This window comes from Novipirellula galeiformis (assembly GCF_007860095.1).
GTDB lineage: Bacteria > Planctomycetota > Planctomycetia > Pirellulales > Pirellulaceae > Novipirellula > Novipirellula galeiformis.
Genome location: NZ_SJPT01000009.1, coordinates 22,719 through 37,775, shown reverse-complemented (window position 1 = coordinate 37,775; position 15,057 = coordinate 22,719). Strand labels below are relative to the sequence as shown.

Sequence of the window (15,057 nt, the reverse complement as noted above, 5' to 3'; positions counted from 1 at the left end):
GAACCGCACTGCGCGCTACGTACGCAAGCTGACGCTGCGTGTGGGGAATTACTGTTTTTCGTAGGATCCGAAAGTCCATGTGATCGTCCCCGAAGTGGTCAAGGTGGTGCTGCCAATGCCTTGTTCGGCGTGAGCACCATCGATCTTGTACGTCCACCCTTCGGATCCACTGGTCGAAACCCCGTCAATTTCGTTGACAAAGGCGGTTACCCCCGATCCGGTGATCTCGACGGGCACCTCATCGATCGAACGCATCAATGCTTCGACGGTCTCGCCTGACTTGACACCCGAGAGGGTGAATTCGTGTTTCGAGTTTGGAGCTTGAATCACCACCACGATGTCAATGGCTTTGCCGTCGGCCAACCTCGCATCCGAGACACTTTGGGAGGTGTCGGTGGCGTTTGATCCCGGCGCATTCGAGTCCGCAGCGTTTGGGGCCGAAGCATTCGGACGGCAACCCGCCAGCGATAGTCCCAGGACGGCAAACACAATCAAAGGATTCGCGACCCGGAACCGAGGCCGCGTTGTCATCGGCGCCGAAATCAACGACCGAAGTGTCATCGGCCCGGGTGTCCACTGTTTTTTGTTAATCGGTGTCATACCTAGCGATGATAGCGAGGCAGCCGACCAAGCAAAAGGGATTACATAATTCCGCCGTGCGTTCGGATCGGAGTCATATGGCTTGGCGAATCGAGGAACCAGAAGCGTTCCCATTCATCGACGAGCGAACGCAAGTCTTCGGAAGTGTACAGCAATTGTTGTACACGGCGTTCTGGCCGAGCGGAGTAGATCGGCACAAAGCAGCCGACCGTGGTGGTCAAAACTACAGCCAGCACGGTGAGTTGCAAGATTCGTCGCATCGAACGTTCCTCCATGAACGGTCTAAGTCAGATTGGGTGTGCGTGATATTGGGTTAACCTTCGCCCCATTTGCCGCTCGGGGCATCTGGTTTGGGGGTCGGGTCGATATGAGCCTGGGAAGCTCTGGCTTGTGCTAAATCGTCGGTTTGAGTGGTTTCTGGCTTCGGTGCTTCGGACTCATCCAGATTGTGGACTTTGGTTTCCATGTACTTTCCTGGCTTGAACGTCACAACGTGTTTGCTAGGAACTTCGACTTGTTGTCCGGTTCGTGGGTTGCGGGCCTTGCGAGCGGCTCGTGGTTTGACTTCGAAAACCCCAAAGTTTCGAAGCTCAATCCGCCGTTCTCGTACCAAGCAATCGACGATCGCGTCAAATGTCTTCTGTACAATTTCCTTCGTCTGCTGTTGAGTCAGTCCTACCTCTTCCGAGATCGCTCGCACGATGTCTTTCTTGGTCACACGTGACTCCCTGCGATAACGATCGCCATTAAGGCAATCGCTCTAAACCCTTTGCTAGTTTCAACTTAAACGCTTTTGGAGTCTAGGTCCTGATTGGCACGCCGTCAAGCTAGTCCGGCGTGAATCTTCGCAAAGGGCTCAACTCACAGTTTGCTACTCAAGCATCTTCGGTCGTTAAAGCCGTCATTCTTGAACCAAACGGCATAATCCGCATAAAAGGATCGAAATTGCCTTCGCGGGTCAGACTCGTACAAGATTCTCGTATTGCCGGGCTCCTTGGAAATGCCCAACGTGCTGGCCAGCGATCGTCCCGCCGATCTCGATCCGCCTATCTCGATCCGTCTGTCTCGATCCGTCTGTCTCGAGCTGGGGGGACCGCTATAATTGCCTACGACAACTGTCCTCTCTCCTGCCTCACTTCTCAAGCTGACGAACACATCCATGAAGCGATTCATTTTTCGGGCCGTTGCTGTCTCCTTGGCCATTCCCGTTGCGATCACGTCCCCCCTGTGGGCTCAGTCTGCCCAACCGACCGGCGGCTCAACCAATCCGCAAATAACCAAGGTGGAGGCAAGCCGCCAAGGTGACGGGCAGCCCGAACAGAAAAACGAAGCCGAAAAGAATAGCGAAGCGGAAAAGGATGCCACAACGCGGGAGGAGGCCGAGCAAGCGATCGAGCCGTTGACGATCGGTTCGGTGGCGCCCGAGCTGGACATCATGCACTGGATTCATGACGGGGACGGTGCCTTTGATCCCGTCTCGAAGTTCGAGAACAACAAGGTCTATGTCGTTGAATTTTGGGCGACATGGTGCGGTCCCTGTATCGCCGCAATGCCTCACATCGTCGCGTTGCAAAAGGAGTACGCGGACCGCGATGTTCAAATCATCAGCGTTAGCAGCGAGCCGATGGCGACGATTGAAGCCTTTCTCAAACGCGAGGTGCCTGGAGCCAAAGAGGGCGATGATGCGCCCCAAACGTATCAGGAGCTGACGAGCAGTTATTGCTTGACGACCGATCCTGACCGCTCTACCTCGAAATCCTATATGGAAGCGTCTGGCCAGAATGGCATTCCTTGCGCCTTCCTAGTTGGCAAGAGCGGGAAAATTGAGTGGATCGGGCATCCCATGTCGATTGATGAGCCGTTGGCAAAGGTCGTCAATGACGATTGGGATCGCGATGCGTTTGCCGAAAAGTTCAAAGAGGATCAACATGCGGACATGGTTTTTCAGGCATTTGTCAAAGCGATGCGGAGCAAGGAAACGGACAAGGCGTTGCAGATCCTGGACGATTACATCGCCACCGGGAAATTGGCGCCACGCGTCTCACAAATGCAGATGGTCAAGTTACAAGTGCTGGCTGGCGAAGAGTCGCGAAGCGATGAATTGAAGGCCTATGTCGCGAGTCTGTTGAAGGACGAATCGCTTGGTTTTGAGGCCATCAATCGGCTGGCTTGGACCATCGCGAGGTACGCTGAAGCCGGCAAAATTACTGACAAAGATACGGTTCGTGCCGCACTGAAAAAGACGCAAGCGATTGTCGATGACACGGGCGCATCGAAACCGTTTGTGATGGACACCATTGCTCATTTGCAACAGGCCCTCGGTGACCGAGCGGCGGCGATTGCAACCCAGACCGCGGCGGTCGAACTTGCCGAAGAAGGACGCAAGGACCGTTTGCAACGTTATCTTGATGAATTGCTCGAAGCGCAAGAGGCCGCAGCGCAAGAGGCCGCAGCGAACGACGCAGCCGAAGCCAAGGATAAGGCGGAAGGGAAAGATCAGTCGGAATAGCCCGCCCGCTTGGTTTGAACCTTTGCCCTATTGCTCGCGTTCCAACGGCCAACGCGTCGAGTGGTGAATGATTGTCGAGTCGTGAATGATTATTGCCGCAATCGGTTTCACAGCCCGACGCGTCAGCGAGGGACCCACCGTGGAGGGCTGCGTGCTTCGGTCCTTCGTTTGCGCGTCGGGTTGCAATTTGCTGGGAAAAGATGCAACCGTGCAACTTCAAAGCTTGTTGTCATGATGTGAACCGATCGCACTCGGGACACGTACTAACGGATTGGTCGAATCAAGCGTAAAATCAAATCCGGTTCCCTCCCAAATCACTCGTTTTAAGCTCACAATAAGGTGTATCCATGAGACTCTTCGGCAAATTTTCGGTTGCAATGGCCGCCGTCGGTTACTTCGCGTTCGTTTCGGGGTGTAGTAAGCCTGAGGTGCCGCCAGCCGCTCCGGTGGAAGTTGTCGCTGATGACCATGGGCATGACGATGATCACGGGCATAGCCACGACGAGGGTGGTCACGATCATGGGCACGATCATGGCGATGCAAAGATGATCGATGCCAAAGAGGCTGGGCTTGATGCTGGCGCGCTAGTCCATCTTGACGAGGTGGCGGTGCCGAAAAATTACAGTGATGCTGTCGCGATGCTCGCGGGGATGCGAGATAAGATTCGTGACGGCTTTGCCGCGGGGAATGTCGAGGAAGCTGATGGGCCTTTGCACGAAGTCGGCCATCTACTCGAAGGGATTGAAACGCTCGTCGAGGCGTCAGCGATGTCGGAGGATCAAAAATCGCAGGCCATGAAAGCGATTGAGACTTTGTTCGATTCGTTCGGCGAGGTTGACGCGCGTGTCCATGATGCCAAGGGCGAGGCTGGCAAGGAGTACACCGAGGTCGCCAAATCGGTGGACGCGGCGGTGAAAACCCTGTCGGATTTGGCCGACGCTGCGAAGAAATAGTACCGTAATGATTCAAACTTGGATTCGATCGATGACCTCCACCACCAACGCCACCACATTTCTGACGGCAATCCTGGGCCTAGCCCTGGTGGGCTGTGGCGATCCAACGTCGTCCACCGTCGACACCGTGTCGTCCTCCTATTTGCTGGCCATCGAGCCAGAGGGAGCGATCACACCAACGGCGTTTAAGGAAGCGGTGACCTCCGAGGGGGGCGCGGCGGCGGCGGCCGGTGGAGTCGTGCTGGCGGGAAAGATTGATGCCGGCGATTTGGATCCGTTTGAGAAGGGCAAGGCAACCTTTGTGTTGTCCGAACTTCCGGATGCCGAACACGCTGCCGGTGATCCCGATCACGCGAACAATTGTCCATTTTGTAAGCGAAAATTAAAAAATGCCCCCAAGGTGGTGGTTCGCTTTGTGGATCCGTCGGGGGCATTGATCGCCCAGGATGCGCAGGCGATGCTGGGGGTTAAGAAAGGGGATTCGGTGGTGGTCAAAGGGGTGGCTGAGTATCAAGAGCCGATCAACATGATCCAAATCAATGCCGAATCAATTTATCGGCGTTAGCGACGATTCGCTGGGTGGGGCCGTGACCGCTTCGGCAAACTAGTTATCCTAGGGCGTTGATCCTCTCCCCCCTTCCTCGCTGAATCGAACTGTGAGTCCTTCCTTGTCTGAAACACCCGAACCTAAGACCAAGCCAGCCGACTTGGAAGTAAAGGATGCCCAGTTAATTTTTAACTCGGTATGGAGACGCCTCGAAGCCGATTACGGCCGCGAAAACTTGCACTTTCCCCGAGAGCTAATCTTGTTAGGTGGGGCTCCTGGGGCGGGCAAGGGAACGAACTCGGATTTTATTTGCAAGGTCCGCGACATCACCTCCAAGCCGATCGTCGTCAGCCAATTGCTGAGCAGCCCTGAGGCGGAAGATATCAAGGCACGCGGTGGCATGGTGGGAGATCGTGAGGTCGTGAGCATCTTGTTCCGTGAGCTCTTGAAGCCGGAGCATCGAACCGGGGCGATCCTCGATGGGTATCCGCGTACCCAGGTCCAAGTCGAGTGTTTGAAGATGCTTCACGATGAAATGAAGACGATGCGGCGTGAGTTCGCCGAGACCCCGATGTCGGCTCATTTCAGACAGCCCCACTTTCATATCATGGTGTTGTTTGTCGAAGAGTCCGAGAGTATCGAACGGCAACTGCAGCGTGGGCGTCAAGTACTTGCGCATAACGAAGAGGTTCGCCGCACCGGCATTGGGACGATGTGGGAAGAGCGGCCGACCGATTTTGATGTCGAGTTGGCGCGAAACCGATATCGCGTTTTCAAAGAGCAGACGTACGATGCACTGGTCTCGTTGAAGCAGATTTTCCACTTTCACTTTATCAACGCTCAGGCACCTCTTGATGTGGTGCAAGAGAATATTTTGCGAGAGTTGGAGTATCAAAGTTCGCTTGAGCTCGATCCGCGGACCTTTAATGCTCTGAACCATATTCCGGTGGCGAGCGATATCGTGATGCACGCGCGTCGCGATTTGGTCAGCCGTTTGGATGGTTATGAAATCGAGCACAGTGAATTGTTTCACCGAGTGATCGAGTTTATCGAAGTCAAGATGATGCCGATTGTGTTGCGTCATGCCATTTCAGGCTACTGCTGCATCAACTCCGAAGACCCGGTGCTCGAGAGTTCGTTGGCATTGAAGATGTTGATTGACGTGTTTTCCGAGCGGGGTTTTCATGCCAGCGTCGACTTGCAACGCGATGAAATTCCCGTCCGCTTTGATCTGAAAACCGGCGAAGTCCATTGTCGCCAGAAAAAGGTCTATCGCGTCGCGATTCGCTTCAAAGGCTCGGAAATCCGGCGAGGTTAGCCGCGAGATTGCATTGGCCCTGGTTTCTACGAGAGAGGAAAGGCAACATGGATTTTGTTAGCAAGCACATCGTTGAGCCAGGTCAATCCGTCAAACTGAAGTCGCTCGAAACGGAGCCCCAGGGACCCTTTGAATCAAAAGCGGAGGCGCGTGCGTTTACCGATCAAATGGTCGGCAAGCTGTGTGAGCTTCAGTACCGTTTGCACGTCGAGGGGCGGCAGTCGTTGTTGGTCATCTTGCAGGCCCCTGATGCAGCCGGCAAAGATGGGGTGATTCGAAAAGTGCTCGGCCGCATGAATACGCAAGGCGTTCGCACCTATCCCTTCAAGGTGCCGACGGAGATCGAGCGAGCTCACGATTTCTTGTGGCGTGTTCATCAATGCACGCCCGGTGCTGGCCAGATCTCAATCTTTAATCGCTCCCACTACGAAGATGTGTTGGTCGTCCGAGTCGAGGACTTGGTCCCCAAGAGCGTGTGGAGCAAACGCTACGAGATGATTAACCAATTCGAAGCATTGTTGGCTGAGCGTGGTACCCGCATCCTAAAGTTCTATTTGCACATCAGTTCGGGGGAGCAACTCGAGCGATTCAAGGAGCGTTTGGACGTCCCTGCGAAGCATTGGAAGCTAAATCTGAGTGACTATCGCGCACGCGAGAAAGGGGCCAAGTATCGCGAGGCGTATGAGGATGCATTTCGCAAATGCAGCACCAAGGATGCTCCCTGGTTTGTGATCCCGGCTGACAAGAAATGGTACCGCGATGCAGCGGTCTCCGCGATTGTTTGCGAGACGCTGAAGGAGATGGATCCGCAATTGCCGAAGGTCGATATCGACCTCGCAGAGGTTCGCCGTGCCTATGAGCATGAAAAGGCAGAGCTACAACGCGAATTGAAGGGGCAAGGTAAGTCTTGACCCTGTAGCGTCCCGTGCCATATCGCCGAGAGTGGCGTCCTGTGTTGCAGGACGCGGGGGGCAAGCCAGAATGAAGTGGCCAGCCATGGTGACGGAAGTGCCATCGCGACGGACGAAGGCGTCCGTCGGTTTATCAGGGGAATGACCAAGTTCACAGAGCACCTTAATGCACGGTTCCACCTGTCATCCACGCCATCCGCGTTAATTATTTTTTGCGGTGACGAATCTTCGCTCGCATGCGGCGTTTCTTACGGCCTACTTTTCGTCGTCCTTTGCCCGTTCGTTTCGTACCCACCTAGTTCGTTCTCCAATGAGATTGGGGTTGGAATGGGAAGCCGATTCCAACGCACTTTTCGTTAAGATTTAAGTTTAATCACGTCGCCGCGGGCCACAGCCTACCAAAACGAAACGAAAACACCAAGCCCCAGCGGCTTGGACTGACGCCGTGAAACGCTTTTCTGAGGGTAATTTCGCCAGCGATGGGGCGAATCGTATCGATCATCCACATGATCGTGGCGAATGCATTACGTCTAATGCCATCATCAACCCGTCCTTTAGCTATCAAACGCCATGGAAGTGGCTGTTTCTGTCTTCGTTCTGTGCCGCTATTGACGTTGTTCCCGCACATCACATTCCCCGCGCCTCACCACAACCCGACCCGTCAGCGAGGGAATGAATCAAGTACAGACTTTTGTGTCGGCGTCCGCACGAGCCGCTGCAAGATGAGAGGACGCCTAAGTGAAGTTAGGGTCGTTATCGCGGCCGTATACCGCCAACACCGATTCAAACGTCTCAGCCTTGATTTTGAATTCCGGTTCCGAGTCGGTGTAGCGATTGCAATGATCGACCAGCACTCGATACAGGAAGCGAAATAAATGACGCGGTACCCGAAGCGATTGGTACGCCGAGAGCATGCGTTGGTAGCTGACGTCGTCCTCGAATAGGTCTTTGGGCTCCGGGGTTTGATTGTCTGCTGCACAGGCGATCATCCGGGCGCGAGCGAGATCGTAGAGGGCTTCGCCAGTCCACTGGAACGCGGGGATGACATTTTGTTTATCCAACCGTGCTCGCTCGTGGAATTCACGCGTTTCGCGTTCAATTTCGCGATGCAATTCTTGAGGCAACATCATTTTGAAGCCCATGCCGGGATGCTTCAGCAATTTGTTGTCGAGCATTGGCCAGACGAAACGCTGCATCAATTCCGGTTTGCCACCGGTCAGGTGGGGTTCGTCCACGCGGTCCATCAGCACAATGATTCCGGTGTAGCCAAGACGACGCAAAATACCTTGGAATTTGTGCAGCAATTCGTAGCGGTCATCGGTGCGATCGTAGCGTGGCAGGGGCTGGCTAGCCAATTCCACCGCCGGGATGCTTTGCAGAACCTTGCGCATCGAGCTGGTTTCGCGTTTCCCGACCCGCATATGCTTGTGCATCCCCAGTGCCGCAAATTGGCATTTGCTCATGCGAATCCAGTGCGGAAGCCAACCGATGACCAACATTAGCGGCAACAACCACAGCGAGGTCAAATCGCGTCCGCCCTCGGCAAGGGTGGACGGTGGGAAAAACCAAGCCACAAACATCACGCTAAGCACCGACCAAGCGATCGCCCCGATCCAGGTGGTTTTGGAAGCCAAGTTTCCGAATTTGAGGTGCTTTCGAAGCGAGTTCCAACGCGCCAAAAAAGAGGAATCGGTTGATTGGTCATAGCAAGCCGCCAACAACAGCAGATCGCGAGCCGAAGTGCGATCAAGCGAGCGTATCGAGGCATCGTCAATCGCGTCGGTGCGAATGTTGTCATTCACTCCAAGCATGCGATCGACGAGATCGGTCACTCCGATGCACAAGATCGAATCGACGTGATCCCATAGTCGCCATGCGTCGAGTACCTTTTCGGGTTTCTTGCTCACGCGGCGACTGAGTCGTTCGCTGAAGTGATCCAGGAAGGGATTGAAGTCATCGTAATGAATCACGTACACGCGGCGATCTGGATTCTCCAGGTTGTAACGCGTCAAATGGCGATCGATTTGTAACCGCATCGCTGTTTTTCCGGACCCTTTGGGGCCAAAGATGATCGAGGTCGACGGTTCGCTCGGGTCACCGTACACCTTGTCCCAGATGGGATGGTACGCATTGCTGATGCAATGTTCTTTAAAGACCGGGTCGGTTTGAGCATCTTCCTCGGCAAACGGATTGCGGAGGATTCCATGGTGCTCAAGAAAGAGGTGGATGTTCATCGAGTGTGCAGCGTACAAAAAGGACAGGGGTCGATGGCGTCGTCGCGATGCGTGCAACGCGACGACGTTCACGCTCACAGGGCGTGCTTACTTGTTGATGCTCTTGATCATCTGCACAAAGGCAGCGCGGTTTTCGCTGACGACTTCGGCCGGACCGACCATTTTGACGAAGTACTTGCGGCCTTCGGGATGGACGATGATCGCACCGGTCATGGCATAGTTTTCGCGTTCAACCGTTTTGCCACCGAAGAAAGGACCGCCCCCCATGCGCTCTTGAAACTTGCCGCTGACATCGACGATGTGCACGTTCCACTTGCCCACCTTCATTTCTTCGGACTTCTGAGCGTCGGCAGCACCGCCACTAAATTGGCCTTTCCAACGGCCGATATTTGCCTGGATGTCGCCGCCGGCGGCCATGAACGTCACCCGTGCGGTCGCTTTTTCGTTCTCCGTTGATTTGGCCACGAATTCGTGCTCGATAATGCCCGATTGCGGTTTCGTCGCTTGGAATTGCGACGGAACCTTCAGCTCCCCTTCTCCAAACACGTCAACGGTCTTGGCTTCGGCGTTCGCGTTTTCTGCGTCTGCCACTTCGGCGGCGTTCGCAACCACCATGCTTGACGTGGTCGCAGTCAAAATCATCGCGAGACCAAAGGTGCAAAAACGGTTCAGCATCATCATCGTGTTAGCTCCAGGGGAGGTGTGGTGGAGGGTGAGACATCATGCGGAGGGAACCGGTTGGCTTCCCCACAAGCCGAATCGATACGCCCGCGTTCGAATTCCGCTATCCGCTACTGTAGTACATCAAACCATCAACGGATATCGGTCCCGTCATGTAACGGCATGGCGAAGGCAATTGTCGTTCCGATTGCAGAGGTTTTTGCGGCAATTTCTGCTCCGAACCTAGGGGAATTGACGATTGGCTGGATCGACGCCCCTGTCGTGACCCACTAGCGGCCTGCTACCGCTAATAGCGCCGCGACCAATCCGATTGCAACCAGCGAAAGTACCGTGATTGTTGCCGCTCGTTGTAGAAAACGCTTCCGCTGGATCGCTCCGATAGGAAGGTTTCCATAAACCTTTCCCGGAGATTCCGTCGGGGTGCTCGAAGGGGCCATTCTCGGCTCCGATCCGTTGGCTTCAACGGCGTGGTTTCGAGGCTCGATGCTCAGCGGCGAAGCATTGCGGTGGGTCAATTGCGGCAGAACTTCAATGGCTTCACGCCACTCCGCCCATCCATCTCGCCATACCAGTGCCGTCGCTGCGACGCGTCCTTCGGTTATCCACTCCCGAAAAATATCTTCGCCCGCCGGACCGTATTGGCCGCCACTTGGCGGCCGAACATACCAAGTCGATTCGCCGTCAAAAATGGAGTTGGGAGAACTTGCTTTGGAAACGTTCGGACTTGATGCGGCAAGCGGCACCTCCGCAGCGATATCGTCGCTCGAGGAATCGTCAACGGAGCGGCCTGAATCGGAGCGGCCTGAATCGGAGCGAGACTCGGGCTGCGGAGCACCCGATTGCGATTGCGCGGCAGTCGGTGTCAGCCGCGTTTCAACCGGAAACGAGGCTAAGGCGTCTTCTAACGGGATGCGGAATCGCGATGAACACGCTGGGCAGACGCCACGTTTGCCCGCGAGTTCACTCTTGATATTGAGTTTCTTGTTGCAAACATGGCAGGCGAACCGGATGCCCATGTCAGTCCTAGACCTTTGCAAGAATAGAGGGAAAGAATCACGCGGTCACGTGGACCGCGGACGCTCTATCATACTCAAACTTGCAAAGTCGCGTGGCCTGGGCTCCGCTGTGTTTGGTTCACAAGCCTCGGGGTTTAGTTCGCCAGCCTCGGGGGATCAAATGCACACCAAACGCGGCCCTGCAAATGCATTGGCACCGTTGCGACAACGCTTTCTCATCTCCTCGCCGACCGTCCTGAGTCATCGCTCTGTTAGGGATGAATCATCCACCAAACGCGGTGCAAGATCAGTGCCGGAGCCGTCTCCTCAGCCACCATCTGGTCCACCACCTTGCTGACCGATTCGGGGACACGCTCGAGCGGCACGAGGTAGGCAAGGTGGTCCACTTTCCCCTCGAGGTTGTCGATCAGGGTCAGCCACTGGACGGGAGGGCCTGCTGCTTTTGCTGGAAATTGTTCAATCGCAATCTCAGTCTGGGCGGCGACCGCGTCACCCTTGCCCTTGGATCCCGGGGCCATGGATCCCGGGGCCTTGGAGCTTGGGTTTGGATTTTGCGAATCGAGCGTTTGGGCCAACAGCATGGTGCCCTTGCGAATCGCATCGAGGCTAACGCCGATCGACTGGCTCGCAAACTGAACTCGCTTGGCAACCGGTAACGCGACATGCTCTGGGGCGGCCGCTGCGAATGCACCAACTAACATATTTCCAAGGTCGATCTCAGCTTGGCTCGACATCGCAATCTGCTCAGCACGAAGCGAAAGGGGGATCGACCGCCGTGTGGTGGACGCGGAAACGACCAATGCCAAGGAGCGTCCAAGGTTGAAGCGTGACTGGATCAAATCATCGACCAAGCGTTGCTCAAGCGACCCCAGCGATTCGGTATGGGGTGGCGTCGTCATGTCGACAACCGATCCTCGCAAGGGGCGTCCATGGATCATTCGCCATAGCGAGTTCACAACACCGCGAGCGAGTTCGCGAGATCCCAGCACGCGTTGTGACCATTGTTTCAAGTCACGCGCCGCGGTATCGCCTGTGCCCGCAATCCAGCTTGCCGGGATGCTCGCTTCGACCACCTTTTGACGCCCATCGAGGGTTTCGTAAAACACAAGTTCATCCGAGGTTCGCTCGGGCGAGATGAATTGAGATTTCGCCTTTTTCGGATCGACGCTGCGCTCCAATAGTCCCGTGAACGCCCAGTACTCGCTTTGCGTGCCTCGGCTGTCAATCACCGAATCATGGCATTTAATGCAGCGCAGGTCCACGTTCATCGTTAGCGATGCCAAGCGGCGCGCCAGCGGATGGATGCCATCACTCGCGTTCGCTAAATACCAGGGCGATGAGTTGTCGCTCTCGCCGCTGATCCAATCGGCCAATGTTTCGTCAAACGGTTGATTGGAACGAAAACTGTTAGCCAATTCGTTAACGAGCCGTGATTGTTGCTCGGCTTCGAGATCGCGGATCCCGCCTTCGGTCACGACCGACATGAATTGCTTGGCAACGGCATTGGCGACCGCGGGATCGGTAAGGAAAGATTGGAACGATTCGGCGGAGTCAATTGCCGTATCCGGAACCGAGGCTCCCAGCACGTTGGAAAGCCGCTCGGTGATCTCGGCCATGCTCGCTTCCTGAGTGGCTTGAATGCCAATCGATGACCAATAGTTCTGCAAATTGGTGTCGATTTGCTTGGCGACAAGCGTTAATGCCTTGAGCTCTTCGCGGAGAGGCGGGGGAGTTACACCCTCGGTTGTCGGGCGATCGGCTCGGTCGACTTTTGAAAGGCCGTCATTTTTTGAAAGGGCTGAAGCCTCCGGGAACGGGGGTTCCGAAGGCGCTTCCATGGCTAAGGGGATGCCTTTGAGCGGTTTGGGGGCGGATCGCTCTTGCGGATTCGGCTGGTTAGGGAGCGGTGTTGAGCTGTCTTGGGCCAGCTTCGTGTCGCTTGCTGCATTGCTGGGTTGGGCCGACGGCGGGGCGACGCTTGGTGATGTGGTGGCGATGGTCTGAGCCGCCGGAGTGTCCAAATCACGCCCCAGCCATATCAACATCAATACCGTTGCTGCGATCGCGGCAAAGCCAACGGCAAATTTCCAGAAGACCACGGTTTCGCTTTTGCCGGCCGTCCTGTGGTGTCGGTTTGAGCCCACTTCCACGTGGACGTGATCGCACACATTGCTTGAACCGGAGTCCCAAGGGGGCACCGCTCCCTCGGGTTGCAGCGGCGTTTCTTGCAATCGTGCGAGGATTTGCTGAGACAAATCGGGAGCCGGTTGGCCGTGCAGTTCCGCCAACAGTGCGTCGAGCGCTTGCTCTTCGTTAGGAGTGATGTTGTGGCTCATATTAGATGTTTTTTGCGTGCAGCTTTTCCTCGATACAGTCGCGAAGCTGCTGCTTGGCTCGTTGCATTAAATTCCGCGCTCCGTGATCGGAGATACCCAAGGCCGCCCCAATGTCGACACGACTGATCTCATCCCTAAAACGCATCTGCAGTGCCGCTTGTGCTCGTTCGGTTAGCAGTTCCATGCAATTTTTTAGTGCATCGATTGCACGATCGCCCGTCAAATCCTTGCCTGCCCATCGATTCCAGATTTCGTCAAGTATGGCGGGTTCGGCGACGGTTTGCACGCGGCTTTGTTTTCGATGTCGTGAGACGAGCAGATTGTAGGCCGTTCGGCGAAGGTAGCCTGCTGTTGCCGCATCGTTGTGTTGGATGAAACCCTCTTGATTCAAAACCCGTAAAAACGTCTCTTGAGTCAAGTCGTCTGCGGTGGCGTTATCGCAACCGAGCATTCGCAGGTAACGCCAAACACCGCGTTGATGTCGCGTGATCAATTCCGCCGGAGTGAGGTTGGTCATCGGATCGCCGACGCGGAGAGCCGCTTCGTGATGATGCGCCCCTTGCTCCACATCGCTGCGACGATTCGCATTCGAGGTAGAGTGAGTTTGTTTGCGTTGCGATCCAGACGACTTTGGCACTTCGTCGATTACACGAGCTCGCGAATGATCTTGCCACCACCGGCAATCTTCATGGGACGCCCATTCTTGCTGGTAAATGTCTTATCAGTCGAAATTCCGAGTCCCTTCACCACGGTTGTCATCAAGTCTTCGGCGCTGAACGGTTCGGTTTCCACCGCCGCTCCGTCGCTGCTCGTCGCTCCGACCGCCAAGCCGCCCTTGATGTCGGCACCGCCGACGACACAGGACCAGGCGCGTGCAAAGTGATCGCGGCCCGCGCCGGCGTTGATGTTTGGGGTGCGGCCGAATTCGCCCATCCACATCACCACGGTGTCTTGCAACAATCCACGTTGCTCGAGGTCCTCGACCAAGGCACTCATCGCTTTATCCAAAATGGGCAGCTTGTTGTCTTTGAGCGTTGTGTGGAGATCGGCATGGTTGTCCCACCCCCCTAAGTTGACTTCGATGAAGGGGACTCCCACTTCGACCAAGCGACGAGCTAACAAACATCCTTGTCCAAAGCCATTGGTGCCGTAGCGCTCCTTCACCTCTTCGGGTTCTTCGGTCACCTTGAACGCCTTCATCTGATCGCTGCTCATCAAATCAAACGTCTTCTTCAGCACTTTAGAATGCTCGCTGGCGGGCAAGTCCCGGGTGCGTTTAGCGAAGTCCTGTTCGATCATATTCAACGCCGCCATCCGCTGCATCAAGCGGGAGTTCTCCATGCTCATTTCGAGGTTGCGAACGCGTCCGTTGCTGGTGACCGAGAACGGCGACCACGCCATCCCCAAGAAACCAGGTCCCGTGCTCGCGCCGCCAATGGAAACGAACGGTGGGATCTCCAACTCGGGGCGTTGATCCATCAATTCATGCGACAACACCGAACCGTAACTGGGGTGTTCGATGTTGGGGTTGGGAACATAGCCGGTGTGCATGTAGTAACGACCACGCTCGTGATCCGCTTCACGCGTCGACATGCTGCGGACGACCGACATGTGTTTCATCTGTTGAGCCATCAAGGGCATGTGCTCACAAATCTGCATGTCGCCGGTCGTCGAGATCGGGCGAAACGGTCCGCCATTACTCGCCGCTGGCTTCATATCCCACATGTCAATCGTCGACGGGCCGCCCCCCATCCAGAGCATGATCGCGGAGCGTCGCTTCTTTTTCAGCTCGTCGACGTTTGCATAAATCGAACTGCCCATCGTGAACGAGGCGGCCGCCGCAGCGGACGAGCCGGCGAGATGGCTCATGAAGTGACGCCGAGTCATTCCGCTGGGAGTGTGCCAAAGGTTATTCATCTCAGAGGTGCCTTTCAAAAGCCTTAAATTACTAG

At 55.6% G+C, this 15,057-nt stretch carries 14 protein-coding genes; 5 read left to right on the top strand and 9 right to left on the bottom strand.

Annotation, left to right across the window (positions count from 1 at the left end; genetic code table 11):
* Window positions 1–48: 48 nt before the first annotated feature.
* From Pla52o_RS21245 to Pla52o_RS21235, 3 genes are all read right to left on the bottom strand, one after another.
* Entirely contained in the window at window positions 49–561 is a 513-nt protein-coding gene (locus tag Pla52o_RS21245) for a DUF4430 domain-containing protein (RefSeq protein WP_197169411.1), read from the bottom strand.
* Window positions 562–641: 80 nt separating this feature from the next.
* The gene (locus Pla52o_RS21240) at window positions 642–860 is read right to left on the bottom strand and encodes a hypothetical protein (RefSeq protein WP_146596651.1); all 219 of its coding nucleotides are present in this window, start codon (window positions 858–860) and stop codon (window positions 642–644) included.
* 53 nt (window positions 861–913) lie between these two features.
* Entirely contained in the window at window positions 914–1,318 is a 405-nt protein-coding gene (locus Pla52o_RS21235; protein WP_146596650.1) for an HU family DNA-binding protein, read from the bottom strand.
* A 441-nt stretch (window positions 1,319–1,759) separates the two neighbouring features.
* On the opposite strand from Pla52o_RS21235, the gene Pla52o_RS21230 reads away from it, so the two are divergent.
* The 5 genes from Pla52o_RS21230 (at window position 1,760) to Pla52o_RS21210 (ending at window position 6,838) form a co-directional block, all read left to right on the top strand.
* Window positions 1,760–3,109 (top strand): TlpA disulfide reductase family protein, encoded by a 1,350-nt coding sequence (locus Pla52o_RS21230; protein WP_146596649.1) that lies wholly within the window; start codon window positions 1,760–1,762, stop codon window positions 3,107–3,109.
* Window positions 3,110–3,456: 347 nt separating this feature from the next.
* Complete coding sequence (locus Pla52o_RS27095; RefSeq protein WP_197169432.1) at window positions 3,457–4,062, top strand: hypothetical protein; 606 nt, start codon at window positions 3,457–3,459, stop codon at window positions 4,060–4,062.
* Between the two features lie 31 nt (window positions 4,063–4,093).
* Complete coding sequence (locus Pla52o_RS21220) at window positions 4,094–4,627, top strand: hypothetical protein (protein WP_146596648.1); 534 nt, start codon at window positions 4,094–4,096, stop codon at window positions 4,625–4,627.
* 103 nt (window positions 4,628–4,730) lie between these two features.
* Window positions 4,731–5,927: a nucleoside monophosphate kinase gene (locus Pla52o_RS21215; RefSeq protein ID WP_146596647.1), complete on the top strand. Its 1,197-nt coding sequence runs from the start codon at window positions 4,731–4,733 to the stop codon at window positions 5,925–5,927.
* A gap of 47 nt (window positions 5,928–5,974) precedes the next feature.
* On the top strand, window positions 5,975–6,838 hold the full coding sequence (locus tag Pla52o_RS21210; protein ID WP_146596646.1) for a polyphosphate kinase 2 family protein: 864 nt from the start codon (window positions 5,975–5,977) through the stop codon (window positions 6,836–6,838).
* A 734-nt stretch (window positions 6,839–7,572) separates the two neighbouring features.
* On the opposite strand, the gene Pla52o_RS21205 is transcribed toward Pla52o_RS21210, so the two are convergent.
* From Pla52o_RS21205 to Pla52o_RS21180, 6 genes are all read right to left on the bottom strand, one after another.
* Window positions 7,573–9,072, bottom strand: coding sequence for a hypothetical protein (locus Pla52o_RS21205; protein ID WP_146596645.1), 1,500 nt, complete (start codon window positions 9,070–9,072; stop codon window positions 7,573–7,575).
* Between the two features lie 87 nt (window positions 9,073–9,159).
* Window positions 9,160–9,753 carry a hypothetical protein gene (locus tag Pla52o_RS21200; RefSeq protein WP_146596644.1) on the bottom strand — a complete coding sequence of 198 codons (594 nt, stop codon included), beginning with the start codon at window positions 9,751–9,753 and terminating at the stop codon, window positions 9,160–9,162.
* Between the two features lie 269 nt (window positions 9,754–10,022).
* Entirely contained in the window at window positions 10,023–10,769 is a 747-nt protein-coding gene (locus Pla52o_RS21195) for a DUF4339 domain-containing protein (protein ID WP_146596643.1), read from the bottom strand.
* Window positions 10,770–11,020: 251 nt separating this feature from the next.
* Complete coding sequence (locus Pla52o_RS21190; protein ID WP_146596642.1) at window positions 11,021–13,105, bottom strand: hypothetical protein; 2,085 nt, start codon at window positions 13,103–13,105, stop codon at window positions 11,021–11,023.
* A 1-nt stretch (window position 13,106) separates the two neighbouring features.
* On the bottom strand, window positions 13,107–13,742 hold the full coding sequence (locus tag Pla52o_RS21185) for an RNA polymerase sigma factor (RefSeq protein WP_231612535.1): 636 nt from the start codon (window positions 13,740–13,742) through the stop codon (window positions 13,107–13,109).
* Between the two features lie 8 nt (window positions 13,743–13,750).
* Window positions 13,751–15,022 carry a DUF1501 domain-containing protein gene (locus tag Pla52o_RS21180; protein ID WP_231612534.1) on the bottom strand — a complete coding sequence of 424 codons (1,272 nt, stop codon included), beginning with the start codon at window positions 15,020–15,022 and terminating at the stop codon, window positions 13,751–13,753.
* Window positions 15,023–15,057 lie beyond the last annotated feature (35 nt).